This is a genomic window from Cobetia sp. QF-1 (assembly GCF_002213105.1).
Lineage (GTDB): Bacteria > Pseudomonadota > Gammaproteobacteria > Pseudomonadales > Halomonadaceae > Cobetia > Cobetia crustatorum.
Map to the genome: position 1 here is coordinate 692,046 of NZ_NBVS01000001.1, position 18,025 is coordinate 710,070.

Consider the following 18,025-nt stretch of genomic DNA (forward strand, 5'->3'; position numbering starts at 1 on the left):
CATCGCGGGGCCTTTTTTGTGTCTATCGCTCACACAGCGGACCTGATACTGGAAGGCATTCGACCTTGGGTGAACTGGCAGAGAGTGAGAACATGGGATACTCTAAATACAATTCAAACAACTGTTCTAAACGCATGGCTGCTATGCTGGTGAAGAAGGCCATTCTCTAGAGCTCATCCCCTCGCTACCCGGAGGTCCTGCCATGACGCAGATCATCCTTATCCTTGTCGCCCTTGCCGGTCTATTGACCGTCATGGCGCGTGAAGCCGGCGCACTCGCCGCCATTGGTGTGCTGGCCGTCACCGGCTTGATCGGCCTTGGTGTTGATGCGCCAATACTGGGCAGCCTGTTGCTGATCGCAGCAGCATTGGTAGCCATCTGCGGCCTACCGGCACTACGCACCAAGTGGCTTAGCCCGCGTCTGTTCGACATGTTCAAGAAGGTCTCACCGAAGGTTTCCGCGACCGAAAAAGTCGCCCTGGAAGCCGGTACCGTGTTCTGGGACGCCGAACTGTTCTCTGGCAAGCCGCAGTGGGACACTCTCACCGCACAGCGAAATGACGGCATTTCCAGCGAAGAACAGGCCTTCATTGACCAGCAATGTTCCATCGCCTGTGGCATGACCAACAGCTGGGAGATCGCCCGCGAGCGCGCGGATCTTCCCGCTGAGTTGTGGGAATTTCTCAAGCGCGAGAAGTTCTTCGGCATGATCATTCCCAAGCAGTACGGCGGCCTCGGCTTCTCGGCCAAGGCACAGTCACTGGTGCTGCAGAAGCTTGCGGTCAACGAGACGCTGATGGTCACCGTCGGTGTGCCCAACTCCCTCGGCCCGGGTGAGCTGCTGCTCAAGTATGGATCTGAAGAACAGAAAGACTTCTATCTGCCGCGCCTGGCGGATGGCCGCGAGATCCCCTGCTTCGGTCTGACCGGGCCGCGTGCCGGTAGTGACGCGACCTCAATCCCTGACACCGGTATCGTGTGTCGTGACATGCATGAAGGCGAAGAAGTCGTCGGTATTCGCCTCAACTTCGAGAAGCGTTGGATCACACTGGCACCAGTCGCCACCGTAGTGGGTCTGGCATTCCGCATGTTTGACCCGGAGCACCTGCTGGGCGATGTGGAAGATATCGGCATCAGTTGTGCTCTGATTCCACGAGACACCGATGGCATGGATATCGGCCGTCGTCACCATCCGATCGGCGCCCCCTTCATGAATGGCCCCATCTTCGGCAAGGATGTCTTCATTCCGCTCAGCTACCTGATCGGTGGCCAGGAGATGGCAGGTCAAGGCTGGAAGATGTTGGTCGAATGTCTGTCCGTTGGTCGCTGCATCACGCTACCGTCAGGCTCTGCCGGTATCTCGCGCTATGCACTGGGCTGGAGCGCTGGCTTTGCGCGTGTCCGTCGTCAGTTCAACCTGCCTGTCGCCGAGATGGAAGGCGTACAGGAGCCGTTGGCTCGCATGGCCGCGATGAACTACATCAGCCAGGCCGCGGTGCTGCATACCGCCAACATGATCGACAATGGCCACAAGCCGGCCGTGCCCTCCGCCATCCTCAAGAGCCAGCTGACCGAAATGGCCCGCTCGCTGCTGGCGGACGGCATGGACATCCACGGCGGCCGTGGCGTGACACTGGGCCCGCGCAACTATATCGGCGTGGCTTATGCGGGCACCCCTGTCTCCATCACGGTGGAAGGCGCCAACATCATGACTCGCAACCTGATGATCTTCGGTCAGGGGGCAATTCGCTGCCACCCATATGTACTCGATGAACTGGCAGCCAAGGATGCTGATGACCTCAACGCTTTCGATAGCGCCTTCTTCAGCCACGCAGGCCTGATCTTCGGCAACGCGGCCCGCGCTTTCACCCAAAGCTTCGGCATCGGTGGCAAGGCTAGTGGCTTCGATGCGATCGCTACCCCTTACGCACGCCACATCAATCGCGTCAGCGCCGCCTTCTCGCTGTCTGCCGATGCGGCCATGGCGAGCCTCGGGGCCAGCCTCAAGGCACGCGAGATGCTCTCTGCGCGTCTGGGTGATGTGCTGTCCAATCTGTATCTGGCATCACTGACGCTAAAGCAGTGGCACGAGACAGAGGCTACCGAGCACGAAGAGGCGCTGTTCCACTACAGCATGCAGTGGTTGCTGCATCGTGCAGAGACGGCATTGGATGAGCTATTCGCCAATCTGCCCAACCGAGCACTCGGTACCATCCTGCGTGTCATTGCCCTACCGCGTGGCCGTCAGTTCGCGATGCCGAAGGATACGCTGACGCGTGAAATCGCCCGCGCCGTCTCCACCGACAGTGCCTTACGCACCAAGCTGACCGCCAATACCTGGGATGTGCAGGACGAAGGCCAGCAGGACAATGCCCTCGCGCGCTACAACGCGCTGCTCAAGGACTATCCGCGCGCAGAGCCTATCTACAAGACGTTGGCCAAGGCATATCACAAGGGCGAGATTCCCGCTGACGCCCTGTCCCCGGAAGAGCGCATCGAAGCAGCAGTCGAGGCAGGTATTCTGTCCGGCGAAGATGGCGACTTCATGCGCACCTTTGAAGCCGAGGTCCTCGACATGCTGACCGTCGATCACTTCGAGTTCGATGCTTTCGTGCGCCAGACAATGAGTACCGAAGGTACCTCCTCCAACGATCAGCAGAATGCTGCCTGATAGCAGCGCATCACTCTGCTGTTGCTGGTAGAAAGTGAATGGTAGTCAGCTGAAAACGTAAAAGCCCCGCTCTATGAGCGGGGCTTTTTTCGTCAATAGTGCACAATTTTCGTATCGAGAAAAGGCCGATGGAATGACGAGTATCAGACGTGGCGGGAGAAGTGTTCGAGATCACGCACGAAGGCGTTCTTATAGGTCTCGAAGTCCTTCGGACGTGCCTTGAAGGTACGTTTGATTCGCTCACGATCCAGACGCAGCGGCTCATCGAGCGCCGCCAAGGAGCCAACGCGCGCCGCTGGATTCATGCCAACCAGTTCACGCGGACGATCGCCTTCCGCCTCTGCCTCCAGCCAGTCATTGATACCGGTGCGGCGTAGCACACTGACCAGTGCACTATCGGTGAGGCGAACCTGCAGTCGGCCGTGTTCCGACAACTGAGACACCAGCGCGATGCCGTGGTCGTGACCGCGATGTACCGGCGGCGTTGCCCACAGCGCCAGATTGAGGCCACGGGCATTCTCGTCGAGCACCAACAGCGCGACCGAGTGGATACGTTCACCGCTATCCACCAACGCGAACAGCCGCGCGCTCTCGTTCTCGAACCAGACACCGCGAACACCGGCATAACTCACCAGCGCATCCAGACCACCTTCACGGCCATGCACTTCAGCACACAGCATCGCGAGACACGCATCACGCCGAGCACCGGCACTCACTTCAACCACTTTCATCGGATTCTCCGCCACAGGCATTTTCAGCGCGCAAGCCTAGCACACTCGTCTAGCGATGGCTTACAAGGCCACTTATCGACTGATTATCCGTTACACATCGGTGACCGGAAACCATCTCGATGAACACAGGAAAACCCTTGCATCAGATACACACTTCAACAACGACACATCCTCGAATGAACATCAACCTGTCACAAAGTTGTAAGGATAGCGCTTTAAAGTCGTCTACGCTTTTCGGACGATCATGAAAAGAACAAAAAAATGTTCACTTGATCGCTCTCGCCATTGATCGTCAGCGGCCAGCACCCGTTCCATTGCGAACACTGGCCAGGGAACCTTTCAGGAGTTCGACCATGCGCCGCCCGACTCATCAAGCAACCCTTAGTACTCGCGCCACTCATCGCCTCATCAGCCTGGCCATGGCGGCCGGATTTGCTGCTGCATCGACCAGCGCACTCGCCGCCACCGAAGTGGAATGGTGGCATGCCATGGGTGGTGGACTAGGCAAGAAAGTTGACGAGATCGCTGCCGATTTCAACAAGAGCCAAGATGAATTCATCGTCAAGCCGGTCTTCAAAGGCAACTACTCCGAGACCATGACGTCTGCCATCGCCGCCTTCCGTGCGGGCAAGGGCCCGGATATCGTGCAGATCTTCGAAGTCGGCACCGCCACCATGATGAGCGCAAAGGGCGCGATCATGCCGGTCTACCAGCTGATGGACAAGTATGCTCCTGAAGAAGGTGCAGCTTTCGATCCGAAAGCTTATCTATCCGCCGTGACCGGCTACTACACCGATACTGATGGCCAGATGTTGTCAATGCCGTTCAACTCCTCCACGCCGGTCACCTATTACAACAAGGATATGCTGGCCAAGGCTGGCGTCGAGTCCGTGCCCGACACATGGCAAGAGCTTGGCGAAGCACTGAAGAAGGTGGTTGATTCCGGCGCAGGCAGCTGTGGTCTGACCACGACCTGGCCGTCTTGGGTGATGCTGGAAAACTTCTCCGCGCGCAATAACGTGCCCTTCGCCAGCCAGGCCAATGGCTTTGCCGGCAGCGACGCACGTCTGGAATTCAACAAGACTGCAGTCGTTGATCAGATTCAGCGTCTTGATGACTGGCAAGCCGACAAGCGCTTCGTGTTCGGCGGTCGCTTCGATGATGCCGCGCCCAAGTTCTACTCTGGCGAATGCGCCATGCTGATGGCCTCCTCCGCCAGCTACGCCGGCGTCAAGGAAAGTACCAAAGACTTCGAGTTCGGCGTTGCGCCACTGCCTTACGACAGCGACGTGATCGATAGCCCGCAGAACTCCATCATCGGCGGCGCCTCCCTGTGGGTGCTGTCCGGTCACAGCGATGAGGAATACAAGGGCGTCGCCAAGTTCTTCCAGTACCTCTCCAAGCCGGAAGTCCAGGCAGATTGGCACCAATTCACTGGCTACCTGCCGATCACCACCGCTGCTGCTGAGCTGACCCGCGAGCAAGGCTTCTACGACAAGAATCCGGGCACGGATGTCGCCATCACCCAGATGACCAGCGCCACGCCGACAGAACACTCCAAAGGCCTGCGTCTGGGCAACATGGTGCAGATCCGCGACATCATCAATGAAGAACTCGAAAAGATCTTCGCAGGCAAAGAAGGCGTGCAGGACGGCCTCGATAATGCTGTCGAGCGCGGCAACAAGCTGCTCGAGAAATTCGAGCGTGCCAACGGCTGATCATTCACGCGCATGAACCATGGGCGGACTGCCTCGCAGCCCGCCCATGATCTATCTGACATGCGACACCTCACGCACAGTGACAGAGAACGGAAAGTGCATACGAGAAACAGGTGCACTTTCCCGTCTCTTTCTTCCTTTCTAGAGTGAACGCCGGGTGGTGGCATTGCCCAGGGGCTCGCTGAATGTTCCAAGCGCAACGGCTTCCGTCAGTGCCTCACCTCTTGCGAGATACCTCCTGCATGGCCCACTTCAACCGACATCCCATCACGCCGTGGTTACTGATGGCGCCCCAGCTGATCATCGTTGGCGTGTTCTTCTTCTGGCCGGCTTTTCAAGCCATCGAGCAGGCCTTCTATATTGAGGATGCCTTCGGGTTGTCGCGTGAATTCACGGGCCTCACCAACTTCATCAGCGTACTGAGCGAGCCGGAATACCTCGAGACACTCTGGACGACGATGGTCTTTTCTTTCTCGGTCGCGCTGGGTGCGATGGCACTGGCGCTGGGAATGGCCGTGCTCGCTGATCGTGTGATTCGCGGCGCCAACACCTACAAGACCTTCCTGATCTGGCCCTATGCGGTCGCGCCTGCCGTGGCCGGTGTGCTGTGGCTGTTCCTGTTCGACCCAACGCTGGGCATCCTGCCGGAGCTGCTGTCTGCCATCGGCATCGACTGGAATCACAACCTCAATGGCAACCAAGCGCTGTTGCTGGTGGTACTGGCCTCCATCTGGAAGCAGATGAGCTACAACTTCGTCTTCTTCCTCGCTGGCCTACAGGCAATCCCCAAGAGTCTGCTGGAGGCTGCCGCAATGGACCGCGCCGGCCCGTGGCGTCGCTTCTGGACCATCACCTTCCCGCTACTCTCGCCGACCAGCTTCTTCCTGCTGGTAATGAACGTCGTCTACGCCTTCTTCGAGACCTTCGGCACCATCGATGCCACCACGTCCGGTGGCCCGGGCGGCTCGACGCGCACCCTGGTCTACAAGGTCTATGAGGATGGTTTCGTCGGGCAGGACCTGGGCTCAAGTGCCGCCCAGTCGGTGTTGTTGATGGTCATCGTCGGCGTGCTGACGCTGATCCAGTTCAAGTATGTCGAGAAGAAGGTGCAGTACTGATGCGCTACAACCGCCCCGGGCTTGATATCGCAAGCCACCTCCTACTGATTGTCGGCTGCGCCCTGTTCTTCCTGCCGGTGTGGATCGCCTTCAGCGCCAGTACCCACGAAATGGGCGATCTTTACTCCAACGTCGCCCCCGTATGGATAGGCGAGGCAGGACTCGACAACTACCGCCATCTGCTCGAAGACCCCGTCAGCAGTCTGGGCGCCGATGTCATGACACTGCTGTTCAACTCGATGATCATGGCGCTGGGCATCGCACTCGGCAAGATCATCATCTCGGTGCTTGCCGCCTATGCCATCGTGTTTTTCGAGTTCCGCTTCCGCAAGCTGTGTTTCTGGCTGATTTTCATCACGCTGATGCTGCCGGTGGAGGTGCGCATCCTGCCGACCTTCAAGGTGGTGGCTGACCTCAACATGCTGGATAGCTACGCGGGGCTGATTCTGCCACTGATCGCCAGTGCTACCGCGACCTTCCTGCTGCGTCAGTTCTACATGACCATTCCTACCGAACTGGTCGAGGCGGCGCGTATCGACGGCGCTGGCCCGTGGCGCTTCCTGAAGGATATTTTACTGCCACTGTCGAAGACCAACATCGCTGCCCTGTTCGTCATCATGTTCATCTACGGCTGGAACCAGTATCTGTGGCCGCTGCTGATCACCACCGATGCCGATTATCTGACCATCGTCGTCAGCCTCAAGCGCATGCTGACTACCGGCGATGGCCTGGTGCCCTGGCAGGACGTCACCGCTACCACCTTGTTGGCCATGGGTCCGCCGGTACTGGTGATCCTGTTCATGCAGCGCTACTTCATCAAGGGGCTGGTGGACAGCGAGAAGTGACCTCCTCTCGCCCCGGCACCTCGTGATTCGCGCTCCTTTTACCTGACGCCTTGCGCCCGGCCACCTGATTCCGTTCCGCCGTGATGGGCCGCTCTCATGCCTGTCACGGCACCGCTTTGGATATTCATCTCATGGCAACACTGACACTCAAGCAGCTCAAGAAGCAGTATCCCAATGGCTACAAGGCCCTGCACGGCATCGACTTGGATTTCGGTGAGGGCGAGCTAATCGTCATCGTCGGCCCGTCCGGATGCGGCAAGTCCACTCTTTTGCGTACGCTGGCCGGTCTCGAGGATATCTCCGAGGGCGATCTCGAGATCAACGGCAAGCGCGTCAATGACCTCGAACCCGCCGAGCGCGACATCGCGATGGTGTTTCAGAATTACGCGCTCTATCCGCACATGAGCGTGTTCGACAACATGGCGTATGGCCTACGCAATCGCCGCACGCCCAAGGACGAGATACAGCAACGCGTCAGTGAGGCCGCCGAGCTGCTGGGACTGACCGAACTGCTCGATCGTCGCCCAAAGCAACTCTCCGGCGGCCAGCGCCAGCGCGTTGCCATGGGCCGCGCCATCGTTCGAAAGCCGCAGGTCTTCCTGTTCGATGAGCCGCTCTCGAATCTCGATGCCAAGCTGCGCGTGCAGATGCGCCTGGAAATTCGCCGCCTGCAGAAGCGCCTCAAGGTCACTTCGGTCTATGTAACGCACGACCAGACTGAAGCCATGACCCTGGCGGACAGGCTCGTAGTGATGAATGAGGGGCATGTCGAGCAGTTCGGGACGCCGATGGCGCTATATGACAAGCCAGCCAGCAAGTTTGTCGCTGGCTTCATCGGCTCTCCAGCCATGAACTTTCTTGATGCCACGCTCGAAGATGCTTCAGAAGGCAGCGGCCAGGATGCCACGCTTGCCCTTCCCTGCGGAGCACGTCTGGCGCTGAGACCGGAAACTGCTGTCATCGATACTGTCATCAACAACACATTGACCCTCGGTATCCGCCCTGAGCATCTCGATGTATTGGAAACCGATAGCCCGTTGCCAAAAGACGCTGCTGAACTGAACGTGCAAGTAGAGTTGGTCGAGCCGCTAGGTGCTGACACCCTCGCTTACTGCCGCCTGGCCGGCCAGACCGAGCCATTGGTAGTACGCCTGGATGGCGAGCATGTCGTGGCGGAAGATCAGCAGCTTCGGCTGGCGATACCCCCCGCCCGTGCACATCTGTTTGGTGCTGATGGCCGGCGACTGACGACATGTTGCTGAATAGGCTGGCATGAGCAGCCCCAACATTTAACATCTCATCATTTGTCATCGAAATCGATTGCTCCCATAGCGTCATCATTAGATGGTAATGCTGCAGAAGGGTTCGTGTAGTCGATGCGAGCCCACGCCACGAATACGCGAGGATCACAGATGTCATCATCGTCATTGCCTTCTTCTGACGCGCTCTCTTTACCGCTGGCGATAGCTCATCGCGGCCTGTCCGCCTATGCACCTGAAAATACTCTCGCGGCAGTCCGTGCAGCGCATGAGGCCGGCTTGAGCTGGGTCGAGCTGGATGTCCAGCTACTTGGTGATGGCACCCCGGTCATCTGGCACGATGCCAGCGTCAATCGCTGCTCAGATGGCCGTGGTCGCCTCAAGAATCTTGATCTAGCCACTGCACAGGCACTGGATACCGGTAGCTGGTTCAATGCCTGCTTCGCCAATGAGCGCATGGCCACACTCGAAGACATGCTCACACTGCTGTCCAGTCTCGGCATGGGTCTCAATCTGGAACTCAAGCTCAGCCCCGGCCATGACGTGCAAGCGCTGATTGATGCCGTCATCCCCATGGCTGTCACTCATCTCCCCGCAGAATGCTTGATCATCTCCTCCTTCGACCCGCAAGCATTGCGTCTGACGCGCCAGCAGAATGCCGTCGTCAATATCGGTTTGCTCTACGACGACATCCCAAAGGATTGGCTGGTACTGGCCGATGAGCTTTCCGCCGTCTCAGTGCATGCCGACTGGCGCGCACTCACCCGCGTTGCCGCCAGCGATGTCGCAGCTAGCGGTCGTAAGCTGCTCTGCTATACACCCAACGATGCAGCCGCCTTTGCACCACGTTGGGCTTGGGGAGTTGATGCTGTGATCAGTGATGATCCGAGTATCTTCAGTGAGGAGAGTCCGTCAGTAATCAGCACTACCGAGCAGTCCTCATGTTGAGGTCGTCATGAACAAGAATGTTGAAATCGATAGTCAAAGCGTCGAGAACAAGGGGGCAGGAAGCCAAAGGCCTGATGTCCTGACCACACGCCAGCAGCAAATTCTCGAACGGCTGGCGCGCGAAGGCCAGTTGGCGGTTGAACCGCTGGCGGCGCATTTTTCTGTCACACCACAGACCATCAGGCGTGATCTCGGCGCGTTATGTGAACGCGGATTGGCACGCCGGCGCCATGGTGGCATCGAGCGTCCACCTGGCGGTCACAATCTCGTCCACTCTCAGCGCAGCGTCATGGCACGCTCTGCCAAGCAGAAGATGGCGGCTAGAGTGGTCGATGAAATCCCCGATGGTGCCTCACTTGCACTCGGCATTGGCACCAGTGTGGTCGCGGTCGCAGAAGCGCTGATCGCTCGGCGCGGCCTCCGTGTCATCACCAACAATCTGCAAGTCGCGCAAGTGTTATCCAACCACCCCGATATCGGCGTACAGCTGGCCGAAGGACGACTACGACCGCAGGATCTTGACGTAGTCGGCAGTGCCACTGTGGCGTTCTTTACACGTCATCAAGTGGATATTGCCGTGCTGGGCTGTGGAGGTTTGGATGCCAAGGGGTTGCTGGATTTCGACCCTGAAGAAGCAGCGGTCAGCCGCGCTCTGCTCGATCATGCGCAACGACGAATCCTGGTCGTGGATGCCAGCAAATGGGGGCGTGCCGCCATGTGCCGTATTGGCACGCTCAACGCTGTCGACTTGCTGGTCACCGACGAACCGCCGCATCGCGCAGACTATCGCACAGCACTGAATGCAGCAGGCAAGCACTCACTACAGGTCAGATTTACCACCTGAGTCGTAATTGAACAGATATTACTCGCAGCGTATTTCGCGCCTCGTCGCCCACAAGGATGGTCGGATTCACCATGCAAGCCTTTGCCCATTGTCCCACCAGCACGCTGTCAGGCATTCGCTATCTGCTGACTGATATTGACGACACTCTCACGCGAGAAGGCCGTCTGAATGCCTCGACGCTGGCAGCACTGGAGCGTCTGGCCGCAGCTGGCATCCAGGTCATTCCAGTCACTGGGGGCTGTGCTGGCTGGTGTGATCACATTGCGCGCACCTGGCCCGTCGCCGCTGTGATTGGCGAGAACGGCGCCTTTGCTTTTCGCTTGCAAGGCCAACGATTACTGACCACCTGGTGGGAAGATGAGGCGCGTCTACGGGCACGTCAGCGGCATGTGATGACAGTCACGCGTCAGCTGCTGCTCAATCATCCGCAAGCGGCACTCGCACAAGATCAACCCTTCCGCTTCGCCGATGTCGCGGTAGACCACTGCCAAGCCGTGACTCCCCTATCCCAACAGGAGATCCAAGCCATCATTACCGGGTTCACCGCGGCCGGTATTCAGGCGCGCGCCAGCTCCATTCACATCAATGCCTGGCAGGGTGAATTCGACAAGGCACGCATGGCTGTACGTCTGCTGACCGAAACCTTTGGGCTCGACCGCATGCAGCTGGAAAACGAGGTGATGTATGTCGGTGATGCCCCGAATGATGCGCCGATGTTTGCCACCTTCCGGCACACCGTTGGCGTAGCCAATATTATCAAGCATCGTGCCTCACTCGGCTGGGAGCCCACTTGGCTAACCCGCCATAGCCACGGTGCAGGGGTTGAGGAAATTGCTGATGCGCTGATCGTAGCGCGCAAAATCTCTTGAGGATCAACGCCATTAAAAGCTAATACAGGCACATAAAAAAGCCCGCAACAGACTAACGATGCGGGCTTTTATTATCTCAAGGATAATTAATCAGTATTTTATCATGCCATTAATAATCAAAAGAACAGCCCTTTCAGGCCTACCCCTGGGTCAGCAAAGCGCATGAAGGCTTCACCGACCAGGAATCCATGTACGCCGCCATCACGCATTTTCGCCACATCGTCACGAGTGTGAATACCAGACTCAGTCACGACACGCACACCCTCTGGCATGTTTGCCAACAGGTCGAGCGTGGTCTCCAGCGATGTCTCAAACGTACGCAGGTCACGATTGTTGATACCAACCAACTCGATGCCCAACGCCAATGCACGCTTGAGCTCTTCCGCGTCATGCACTTCAACCAGCACGTCCATGCCCAGTTCGCGCGCTTGTGCATATAGCGCACTCAACTGGACATCATCCAGTGCCGCGACGATCAGCAGGATGCAATCAGCGCCAATGGCACGTGCTTCCAACACCTGGTACGGATGAATGATGAAGTCCTTGCGGATCACCGGGATCGAGACGGCGTCGCGCGCCTCGATCATGAAGTCTTCATGCCCCTGAAAGAAATCGGCATCGGTCAGCACGGACAGACAGGCGGCACCCGCCTGCTCATAGGCCACGGCAATTTCGGTTGGCACGAAGTCTTCACGAATCACACCCTTTGACGGCGAGGCCTTCTTGACCTCGGCAATGATCGCGGGCTCACCGCGGTCAATCCGTGACGTCAATGCTGCAATGAAGCCACGCGGTGCGCTCTGCTTTTCGATAAGGGCATGCAGGTCAGCCTCACTCACCGCAGCACTACGCTCGGAAATCTCTTCTTCCTTACGCGCCAGAATCTTGGCCAGAATGGTCGGCAGTACCTTGTCACTGGCACCGCTCAGGCTATCAGTATTCATCAGCGAGACGCTCCTTCGCTATTGACCTGGGCAAACACGCGTGTGAAGTCCGCTAGCTCTTTCATCTTTTCAAACGGCAGCTTGCTGGCCTGCACATCTTCGGCAATGTTGACGCCTTCCTTGAGACTATCGGCAATACCCGCGACGTAAAGTGCAGCACCAGCATTCAGCGCGACGATATCACCAGCGGGCCCCTCTTCCCCTTTCAAGGCGCATTGCACCAGCTTGAGGCTGTCGTCAGAGGTTTCTACCGCCAGTGAATCGAGCGACTGACGCGCGATCCCGAAGTCTTCCGGCGCGATACGATACTCGAGAATCTCACCATCCTTCAGCTCATTGACCAGCGTCGGTGCCGCCAGTGAAATCTCATCCAATCCATCATCGCTATGTACGACTAGCGCATGTTCAGCCCCGAGTCGCTTGAGCGCTTCGGCCATCAATGGCACTAGTGCGGCGTCATAAACGCCTAGCACCTGGCGAGTAGCACCAGCAGGATTGGTCAACGGACCAAGAATATTGAATACCGTGCGCACACCCAACTCACGGCGCGGACCAATGACGTGGCGCATCGCAGCATGGTGGTTCGGCGCGAACATGAAGCCGACTCCGATATCATCGATACAACGCCCCACCTGCACAGCATTCAGCGCAAGATTGATACCGGCGGCTTCGAGCAGGTCCGCACTGCCAGAGGAGGAAGAAACACTGCGATTGCCATGCTTGGCGACATGACCACCCGCTGCCGCCACCACAAAGCTGGCCGCAGTGGAGACATTGAATAGATTAGCGCCGTCACCGCCGGTACCGACGATATCAACCGCATCCGTGGCACGCACACTGACGCGCGTCATCAACTCACGCATGACTTGAGCAGCAGCGGCCACTTCATCAACCGTCTCGCCCTTCATGGATAGCGCCATCAACAGTGCGCCTATCTGCGCCTGGGTCGCTTCGCCCGTCATGATCGCCATCATCACTGCATGGGTATCGTCGTAGCTCAGGTGCTGGCGGCGCATCACTGCGCCGATCGCCTCTCGCATCTGCATGTTCAATCTCTCCGTGAGCGCTAAACAGTCATCACTGGCGCATGACAATAAAAAGGAGCAGGGAAATTCTGCAACAACATCAACCAATCAAGTGCTCTTGGAAACCGCACTTCTTTTTAGATAATTAGCTAAAAGCTCATGACCCTGCAAAGTAAGGATTGACTCAGGGTGGAATTGAACACCCTCTACATCAAGCTCTCGATGACGCAGACCCATGATCAGCTGCGGAGTCACATCGTCATCACCTGTCCAGCTGGTCACTTCAAGCGTTGCTGGCAAGCTATCACGATCCACGACTAGCGAATGGTAGCGGGTCACCTCCAATGGCTCAGCCAGTCCAGCGAAAACACCACTATTGTTGTGATGCACGGCTGATGTCTTGCCGTGCATCACCTGCGATGCACGCACCACCTTGCCACCGTACACCTGACCGATGGCCTGGTGGCCAAGGCAGACGCCCAGAATCGGTAGCTTACCGGCAAAGTGACGAATGACATCCATCGTGATGCCCGCTTCATTAGGCGTACACGGGCCTGGCCCCAACACCAGATGTGACGGCACAAGCGTCTCGATATCGTCAAGCGTCAAGGCGTCATTGCGTATCGTGATCACCTCAGCCCCCAGCTCACTCAGGTACTGGACGATGTTGTAGGTAAAGCTATCGAAGTTATCGATCATCAGCACGCGAGGAGTGCTGGCATCCCGGGAAGTAAATGCTTGCATGGTTCGTGTCCATTATCGGGAGCGGGTCATGAGGCAAATGAATGCGTCGCTGCCTGCTCTCCTGTGATTCCGCGCCTGCCATCCAGTAACGAAAATGCCGCCCTGGTCGGCGGCATTTTCGTGGTCGTACGTCCTCAAACTTCAGACATGCGAAAGCCTCCCCCTTGTCAGGAGCGCCACCACTGCAGGCTGAATTCGTACTGGGAGCGTATTGTCATGTCATCAATAGTGCGTTGAGCTGACGAGGGTGTCAATCGCAGGAACGGCTTAACGGTACACCCGTTCCTGTGATCACTTCGCCGCGCGCGCAACTCAGTCCAGATTATCCAGGCCGCGTTCGGCCATCGCGACGGCGCGGAACAGCGCCCGCCCCTTGTTGAGCGTTTCATCCCACTCAGACTGCGGCACAGAATCGGCAACGATACCGGCACCGGCCTGTACGTGCAGCACCTTGTCCTTGAGCACTGCGGTACGAATCGCGATCGCGGTGTCCATATTGCCGTGCCAGGAGAGATAGCCCACCGCGCCCGAGTAGATACCGCGCTTGACCGGCTCCAGCTCGTCGATGATTTCCATCGCGCGAATCTTCGGTGCGCCGGACAGCGTACCTGCCGGGAAGGTCGCACGCAGCACATCCATCGGGCCAAGGCCTTCTTTCAGCTTGCCAGTGACATTGGACACGATGTGCATGACATGAGAATAACGCTCAACCGCCATCTGATCGGTCACCTTGACGGTACCTGTCTGGCTGATACGACCTGCATCGTTACGCCCCAGATCGATCAACATCAGATGCTCGGCGATTTCCTTCGGGTCAGACAGCAGGTCTTTCTCGAGCGCGAGATCTTCTTCTTCCGTCGCGCCACGCACACGCGTTCCCGCGATGGGGCGAACAGAGACTTCACCATCTTCAAGGCGCGAGAGAATCTCCGGCGACGAGCCGATGACGTGGTGATCATCCAAATTGAAGAAGAACATGTACGGTGACGGATTCAAGCTACGCAGCGCACGATAAAGGTCCAACGGTGCGGCGCGATAAGGAATCGACATCCGTTGAGACGGCACGCATTGCATCACGTCACCGGCCAGCACGTATTCCTTGATCTTCTCGACGGCACCCTTGAAACCTTCCTCGGTGAAGCCGGAAGTGAAATCGGTCTCCTTGACCGGATCTCCCCCCGTACCGGGGCTTACAGTATTCAGCGTGGCACTGCGCAGCTGAATCTCGAGTCGCTCAAGGCGTTCACAGGCAGCGGTGTAGGCATTGTCGTTGGCAGGGTCAGCATGCGTCAGCAGCGTCAGACGGCCCGACAGATTATCGAAGATGACCAACTCATCGGCGACCATCAATAGAATGTCCGGCACACCCAGCGGGTCCGGCTTCACGACGCCACGCAGCTTCGGTTCGATATAACGCACGGTGTCATACCCGAAATAACCCACCAGACCACCATTGAATCGCGGTGCACCTTCTATTACCGGCACGCGGAAGCGAGTCTGAAATGTCTCGATCCAGTCCAGCGGGTCTTCCACCTCAGCCACCCCCGTCTGTTCGCCATTGACCAGATGCGAGACAACCTGCCCACGCACTTCTATACGCTCTCGGCACGGCAGACCAATGATGGAGTAACGCCCCCATTTCTCGCCGCCTTGCACGGACTCCAACAGGAAGGTCCACGGCATGTCGGCGAGCTTGAGATACGTCGATAGCGGTGTATCGAGGTCTGCCAGCACGTCACGGGTAACAGGAATGCGGTTATAGCCGGCATCGGCCAATTCAGCGAAGCGTTGTGGGGTCATCATGACCTGCTGTTCCTTGCACGGGGGATGCTCTGCCAGCACGTGGCCGACGTGTATTGCAGAGTCTATCACTGCCGACGAGTGGCAGCAGTGCTCTCGACAGGCAAGATCACGCCGTATGGCATATCAATAAGTGGCCACCAGCGCAGCGAGTGATTCCACTAGATAATCCGGCTGACTGGCAGAGATCGGATCACCATGGTTATAACCGTAAGGCACGGCTAACGTACGGAAGCCTGCCGCCTTGCCGGCCGCGATGTCATGACGAGAATCACCGACCATCAACGCCTGGTTCGGCGTCACGCCCAAACGCTCAGCAACGAACAGTAACGGTGCAGGGTCTGGCTTGCGTGTCGGTAGAGTGTCACCACCTAGCGCCAGCACGAAATGCTCCGCCAGTGAGAAATGTTCCAGCAGTGGCGCAATGAAGTCTTCTGGCTTATTGGTAATCAACGCCAGCGACAGACCTGCTCGATGCAAACCATCCAGGCACTCACGCGCGCCAGAGTACAATCGCGTACGACTACTGGGATCTGCCGCATAATGCGTCATGAATGCATGGTGCGCGCGCTCGACCATATCGATGTCATCGATTTGCCGTCCATGTGCCTGTAATGCACGCTCGACCAGCACACGCGAGCCATTGCCAACGAAATCACGCACACGTGTCTCGCCCAATGCCGACAGCCCTTCATCCTCAAGCATCAGATCAACGGCGTGAGCCAGGTCCGGCACGGAGTCGATCAAGGTACCGTCGAGATCAAAGGCGACCAACGCAATGCCCTGCAGTGCCGGGTGGCTGAGTTCAGAGGCTCTCTGAGAAGTCGCTGCGAGGCCATCTACAATGGTATCGGGCATAAAATTTCCTGTCATGTCATCAGCCTGAAAACACTCGTTGCGAGTGAGTCTATTCATGCAACTCGACGTTTCTCAACTTTCGTTGGAAAATATCGTATAAAAACTACATTACTTGCCTCAACCACTATTAGCATGCCATCCAGAGCGTTACCATAGCGCCATTCAGTCGACCGTCCCTCCGGGTGTGGCGCCAGTGACATCGAGAAACCGCGCAGCCCGACGCTCCGGCGACAGCCAGATTTGTCTGTCCTTTTCGATCTTGTCACTTTCAGGAGCTACACATGGCTATTCCTCGCATCGTTGTTGTCGGCGGTGGCGCTGGCGGGCTAGAACTTGTCACCAAGCTTGGCCACAAGCTGGGTCGCAAGAAGAAAGCCGAAATCATCCTCATTGATCGCAATTCCACGCACATCTGGAAGCCACTGTTGCATGAAGTGGCCACCGGCGTGCTGGATTCCGGCCTCGATGAAGTGTCCTATCAGGGTCACTCCAAGACCCACGGCTACAAGTTTCAGCGCGGTACGCTTGAAAGCCTCAAGCGCGAAGAGAAGCAGCTGACACTGGCAGCCATTCACGATACCAAGGGCACCGTACTGCTGCCTGCTCGTCAGCTCAGCTATGATTATCTGGTGCTGTCACTGGGCAGTGTCTCCAATGACTTCGGTACCGAAGGCGTGGCCGAGTATTGCCACTTCCTAGATAGCCCGCAGCAGGCCGAGAAATTCCGTCGCGACATGCTCGATACCTTCCTGCGTTTCAGCGCCAATGGTGATAAATGTGAGCGCCAGCAGCTCAACGTTGCCATCATTGGCGCAGGTGCCACGGGCGTGGAGCTATCCGCAGAGCTGTTTGATGCCTCCAAGATGCTGCACAGCTATGGCTTCTCCTCTCTGGAAGACCGCCAGGTAAAGGTACACCTGATCGAAGCCGCGCCACGTATCCTGCCCGCCCTGCCAGAACGTATCGGCAAACCAGTCGCCAAGGAACTGAGCAAGCTGGGCGTCGATATTCATGTCGATACTCGCGTGACCTGCGCTGACTCACGTGGCATCACTACCGCCGATGGCACGCTGATCGAGGCTGATCTGAGCGTGTGGGCCGCCGGCATTCGTGCGCCTTCGTTCCTCTCGGAACTGGGCCTGTCCACCGAACGCAATCATCAGGTCAAGGTTCATCAGACCATGCAGAGCATTGATGATGAGTTCATCTTCGCGCTGGGCGATTGTGCCAGTTGCCCGCAACCGGACGACAAGCGCGTTCCGCCCCGTGCCCAGGCCGCTCACCAGCAAGCCAGCTTGATGGTCAAGAATCTGCGCGCTGCGTTGGCCGGCAAGCCACTGAAAGAGTTCCTCTTCAAGGACTACGGTTCATTGATCTCGCTGGCACACTTCGACGCGGTCGGCTCACTGATGCGTGGCGCCTCCGCTCGCTCACTGTTCATCGAGGGTCGCCTGGCCAAGTTCTTCTATGCCTCGCTGTATCGCATGCACCAGATGGCGATACACGGTGTGGTCAAGACGGGAATGACAGTTATCGTCGACGGACTCAATCGCTATCTGCGCCCGAAGATGAAGCTGCATTGATCACTCGCTGAACCCTGCTCTCCTGCTACATCACGATGCATAACGTAAAACGCCCCCAGCGAACTCCG

General features: G+C 57.7%; 15 protein-coding genes. 9 read left to right on the forward strand and 6 right to left on the reverse strand.

What is annotated here, in order from left to right; translation table 11 throughout:
- Positions 1 to 202: 202 nt before the first annotated feature.
- Positions 203 to 2,671, forward strand: a complete 2,469-nt coding sequence (locus CFN46_RS03075; RefSeq protein ID WP_024951385.1) for an acyl-CoA dehydrogenase — start codon at positions 203 to 205, stop codon at positions 2,669 to 2,671.
- 143 nt (positions 2,672 to 2,814) lie between these two features.
- Here CFN46_RS03075 and CFN46_RS03080 read toward each other — a convergent pair whose 3' ends face one another.
- Positions 2,815 to 3,402, reverse strand: coding sequence for a hypothetical protein (locus CFN46_RS03080; protein ID WP_024951386.1), 588 nt, complete (start codon positions 3,400 to 3,402; stop codon positions 2,815 to 2,817).
- 353 nt (positions 3,403 to 3,755) lie between these two features.
- Between CFN46_RS03080 and ugpB the strand changes: the two genes are divergently transcribed.
- The 7 genes from ugpB (at position 3,756) to CFN46_RS03115 (ending at position 11,003) form a co-directional block, all read left to right on the forward strand.
- A complete protein-coding gene (ugpB, locus tag CFN46_RS03085) occupies positions 3,756 to 5,120 on the forward strand; it encodes a sn-glycerol-3-phosphate ABC transporter substrate-binding protein UgpB (RefSeq protein WP_088742639.1) in 1,365 nt (454 codons plus the stop codon).
- A gap of 242 nt (positions 5,121 to 5,362) precedes the next feature.
- Positions 5,363 to 6,238, forward strand: a complete 876-nt coding sequence (gene ugpA / locus CFN46_RS03090; protein ID WP_024951387.1) for a sn-glycerol-3-phosphate ABC transporter permease UgpA — start codon at positions 5,363 to 5,365, stop codon at positions 6,236 to 6,238.
- Positions 6,238 to 7,083, forward strand: a complete 846-nt coding sequence (gene ugpE, locus CFN46_RS03095; protein ID WP_088742640.1) for a sn-glycerol-3-phosphate ABC transporter permease UgpE — start codon at positions 6,238 to 6,240, stop codon at positions 7,081 to 7,083. Before ugpA ends, ugpE begins: the two co-directional genes overlap by 1 nt.
- 131 nt (positions 7,084 to 7,214) lie before the next feature.
- On the forward strand, positions 7,215 to 8,345 hold the full coding sequence (locus tag CFN46_RS03100; RefSeq protein ID WP_088742711.1) for a sn-glycerol-3-phosphate import ATP-binding protein UgpC: 1,131 nt from the start codon (positions 7,215 to 7,217) through the stop codon (positions 8,343 to 8,345).
- Between the two features lie 150 nt (positions 8,346 to 8,495).
- Positions 8,496 to 9,290 (forward strand): glycerophosphodiester phosphodiesterase family protein, encoded by a 795-nt coding sequence (locus CFN46_RS03105; RefSeq protein ID WP_024951390.1) that lies wholly within the window; start codon positions 8,496 to 8,498, stop codon positions 9,288 to 9,290.
- 7 nt (positions 9,291 to 9,297) lie between these two features.
- Positions 9,298 to 10,134, forward strand: coding sequence for a DeoR/GlpR family DNA-binding transcription regulator (locus tag CFN46_RS03110; protein WP_051510750.1), 837 nt, complete (start codon positions 9,298 to 9,300; stop codon positions 10,132 to 10,134).
- A gap of 71 nt (positions 10,135 to 10,205) precedes the next feature.
- A complete protein-coding gene (locus CFN46_RS03115; RefSeq protein ID WP_024951392.1) occupies positions 10,206 to 11,003 on the forward strand; it encodes an HAD-IIB family hydrolase in 798 nt (265 codons plus the stop codon).
- 116 nt (positions 11,004 to 11,119) lie between these two features.
- Here CFN46_RS03115 and trpC read toward each other — a convergent pair whose 3' ends face one another.
- The 5 genes from trpC to CFN46_RS03140 all read right to left on the reverse strand — a co-directional run bounded on the left by trpC (position 11,120) and on the right by CFN46_RS03140 (position 16,374).
- Complete coding sequence (gene trpC / locus CFN46_RS03120; protein WP_035159148.1) at positions 11,120 to 11,947, reverse strand: indole-3-glycerol phosphate synthase TrpC; 828 nt, start codon at positions 11,945 to 11,947, stop codon at positions 11,120 to 11,122.
- Positions 11,947 to 12,993 (reverse strand): anthranilate phosphoribosyltransferase, encoded by a 1,047-nt coding sequence (gene trpD / locus CFN46_RS03125; protein WP_024951394.1) that lies wholly within the window; start codon positions 12,991 to 12,993, stop codon positions 11,947 to 11,949. The genes trpC and trpD overlap by 1 nt, the downstream gene beginning before the upstream one ends.
- Positions 12,994 to 13,080: 87 nt before the next feature.
- Entirely contained in the window at positions 13,081 to 13,716 is a 636-nt protein-coding gene (locus CFN46_RS03130; RefSeq protein ID WP_088742641.1) for an aminodeoxychorismate/anthranilate synthase component II, read from the reverse strand.
- Between the two features lie 312 nt (positions 13,717 to 14,028).
- Positions 14,029 to 15,516 (reverse strand): anthranilate synthase component I, encoded by a 1,488-nt coding sequence (gene trpE / locus CFN46_RS03135; RefSeq protein ID WP_024951396.1) that lies wholly within the window; start codon positions 15,514 to 15,516, stop codon positions 14,029 to 14,031.
- 126 nt (positions 15,517 to 15,642) lie between these two features.
- The gene (locus CFN46_RS03140) at positions 15,643 to 16,374 is read right to left on the reverse strand and encodes a phosphoglycolate phosphatase (protein WP_024951397.1); all 732 of its coding nucleotides are present in this window, start codon (positions 16,372 to 16,374) and stop codon (positions 15,643 to 15,645) included.
- 281 nt (positions 16,375 to 16,655) lie between these two features.
- Here CFN46_RS03140 and CFN46_RS03145 point away from each other — a divergent pair, with 281 nt between their 5' ends.
- Positions 16,656 to 17,957, forward strand: coding sequence for an NAD(P)/FAD-dependent oxidoreductase (locus CFN46_RS03145; protein ID WP_088742642.1), 1,302 nt, complete (start codon positions 16,656 to 16,658; stop codon positions 17,955 to 17,957).
- Positions 17,958 to 18,025: the final 68 nt, after the last annotated feature.

Bases quoted from the DNA above. Each gene is read 5' to 3' on its own strand.
- trpC (WP_035159148.1), bottom strand. From the start codon at position 11,947: ATGAATACTGATAGCCTGAGCGGTGCCAGTGACAAGGTACTGCCGACC.
- CFN46_RS03110 (WP_051510750.1), top strand. From the start codon at position 9,298: ATGAACAAGAATGTTGAAATCGATAGTCAAAGCGTCGAGAACAAGGGG.
- CFN46_RS03100 (WP_088742711.1), top strand. From the start codon at position 7,215: ATGGCAACACTGACACTCAAGCAGCTCAAGAAGCAGTATCCCAATGGC.
- trpE (WP_024951396.1), bottom strand. From the start codon at position 15,516: ATGACCCCACAACGCTTCGCTGAATTGGCCGATGCCGGCTATAACCGC.
- CFN46_RS03115 (WP_024951392.1), top strand. From the start codon at position 10,206: ATGCAAGCCTTTGCCCATTGTCCCACCAGCACGCTGTCAGGCATTCGC.
- trpD (WP_024951394.1), bottom strand. From the start codon at position 12,993: ATGCAGATGCGAGAGGCGATCGGCGCAGTGATGCGCCGCCAGCACCTG.
- CFN46_RS03105 (WP_024951390.1), top strand. From the start codon at position 8,496: ATGTCATCATCGTCATTGCCTTCTTCTGACGCGCTCTCTTTACCGCTG.
- ugpB (WP_088742639.1), top strand. From the start codon at position 3,756: ATGCGCCGCCCGACTCATCAAGCAACCCTTAGTACTCGCGCCACTCAT.
- CFN46_RS03080 (WP_024951386.1), bottom strand. From the start codon at position 3,402: ATGAAAGTGGTTGAAGTGAGTGCCGGTGCTCGGCGTGATGCGTGTCTC.
- ugpE (WP_088742640.1), top strand. From the start codon at position 6,238: ATGCGCTACAACCGCCCCGGGCTTGATATCGCAAGCCACCTCCTACTG.
- CFN46_RS03075 (WP_024951385.1), top strand. From the start codon at position 203: ATGACGCAGATCATCCTTATCCTTGTCGCCCTTGCCGGTCTATTGACC.
- CFN46_RS03140 (WP_024951397.1), bottom strand. From the start codon at position 16,374: ATGCCCGATACCATTGTAGATGGCCTCGCAGCGACTTCTCAGAGAGCC.
- CFN46_RS03145 (WP_088742642.1), top strand. From the start codon at position 16,656: ATGGCTATTCCTCGCATCGTTGTTGTCGGCGGTGGCGCTGGCGGGCTA.
- ugpA (WP_024951387.1), top strand. From the start codon at position 5,363: ATGGCCCACTTCAACCGACATCCCATCACGCCGTGGTTACTGATGGCG.
- CFN46_RS03130 (WP_088742641.1), bottom strand. From the start codon at position 13,716: ATGCAAGCATTTACTTCCCGGGATGCCAGCACTCCTCGCGTGCTGATG.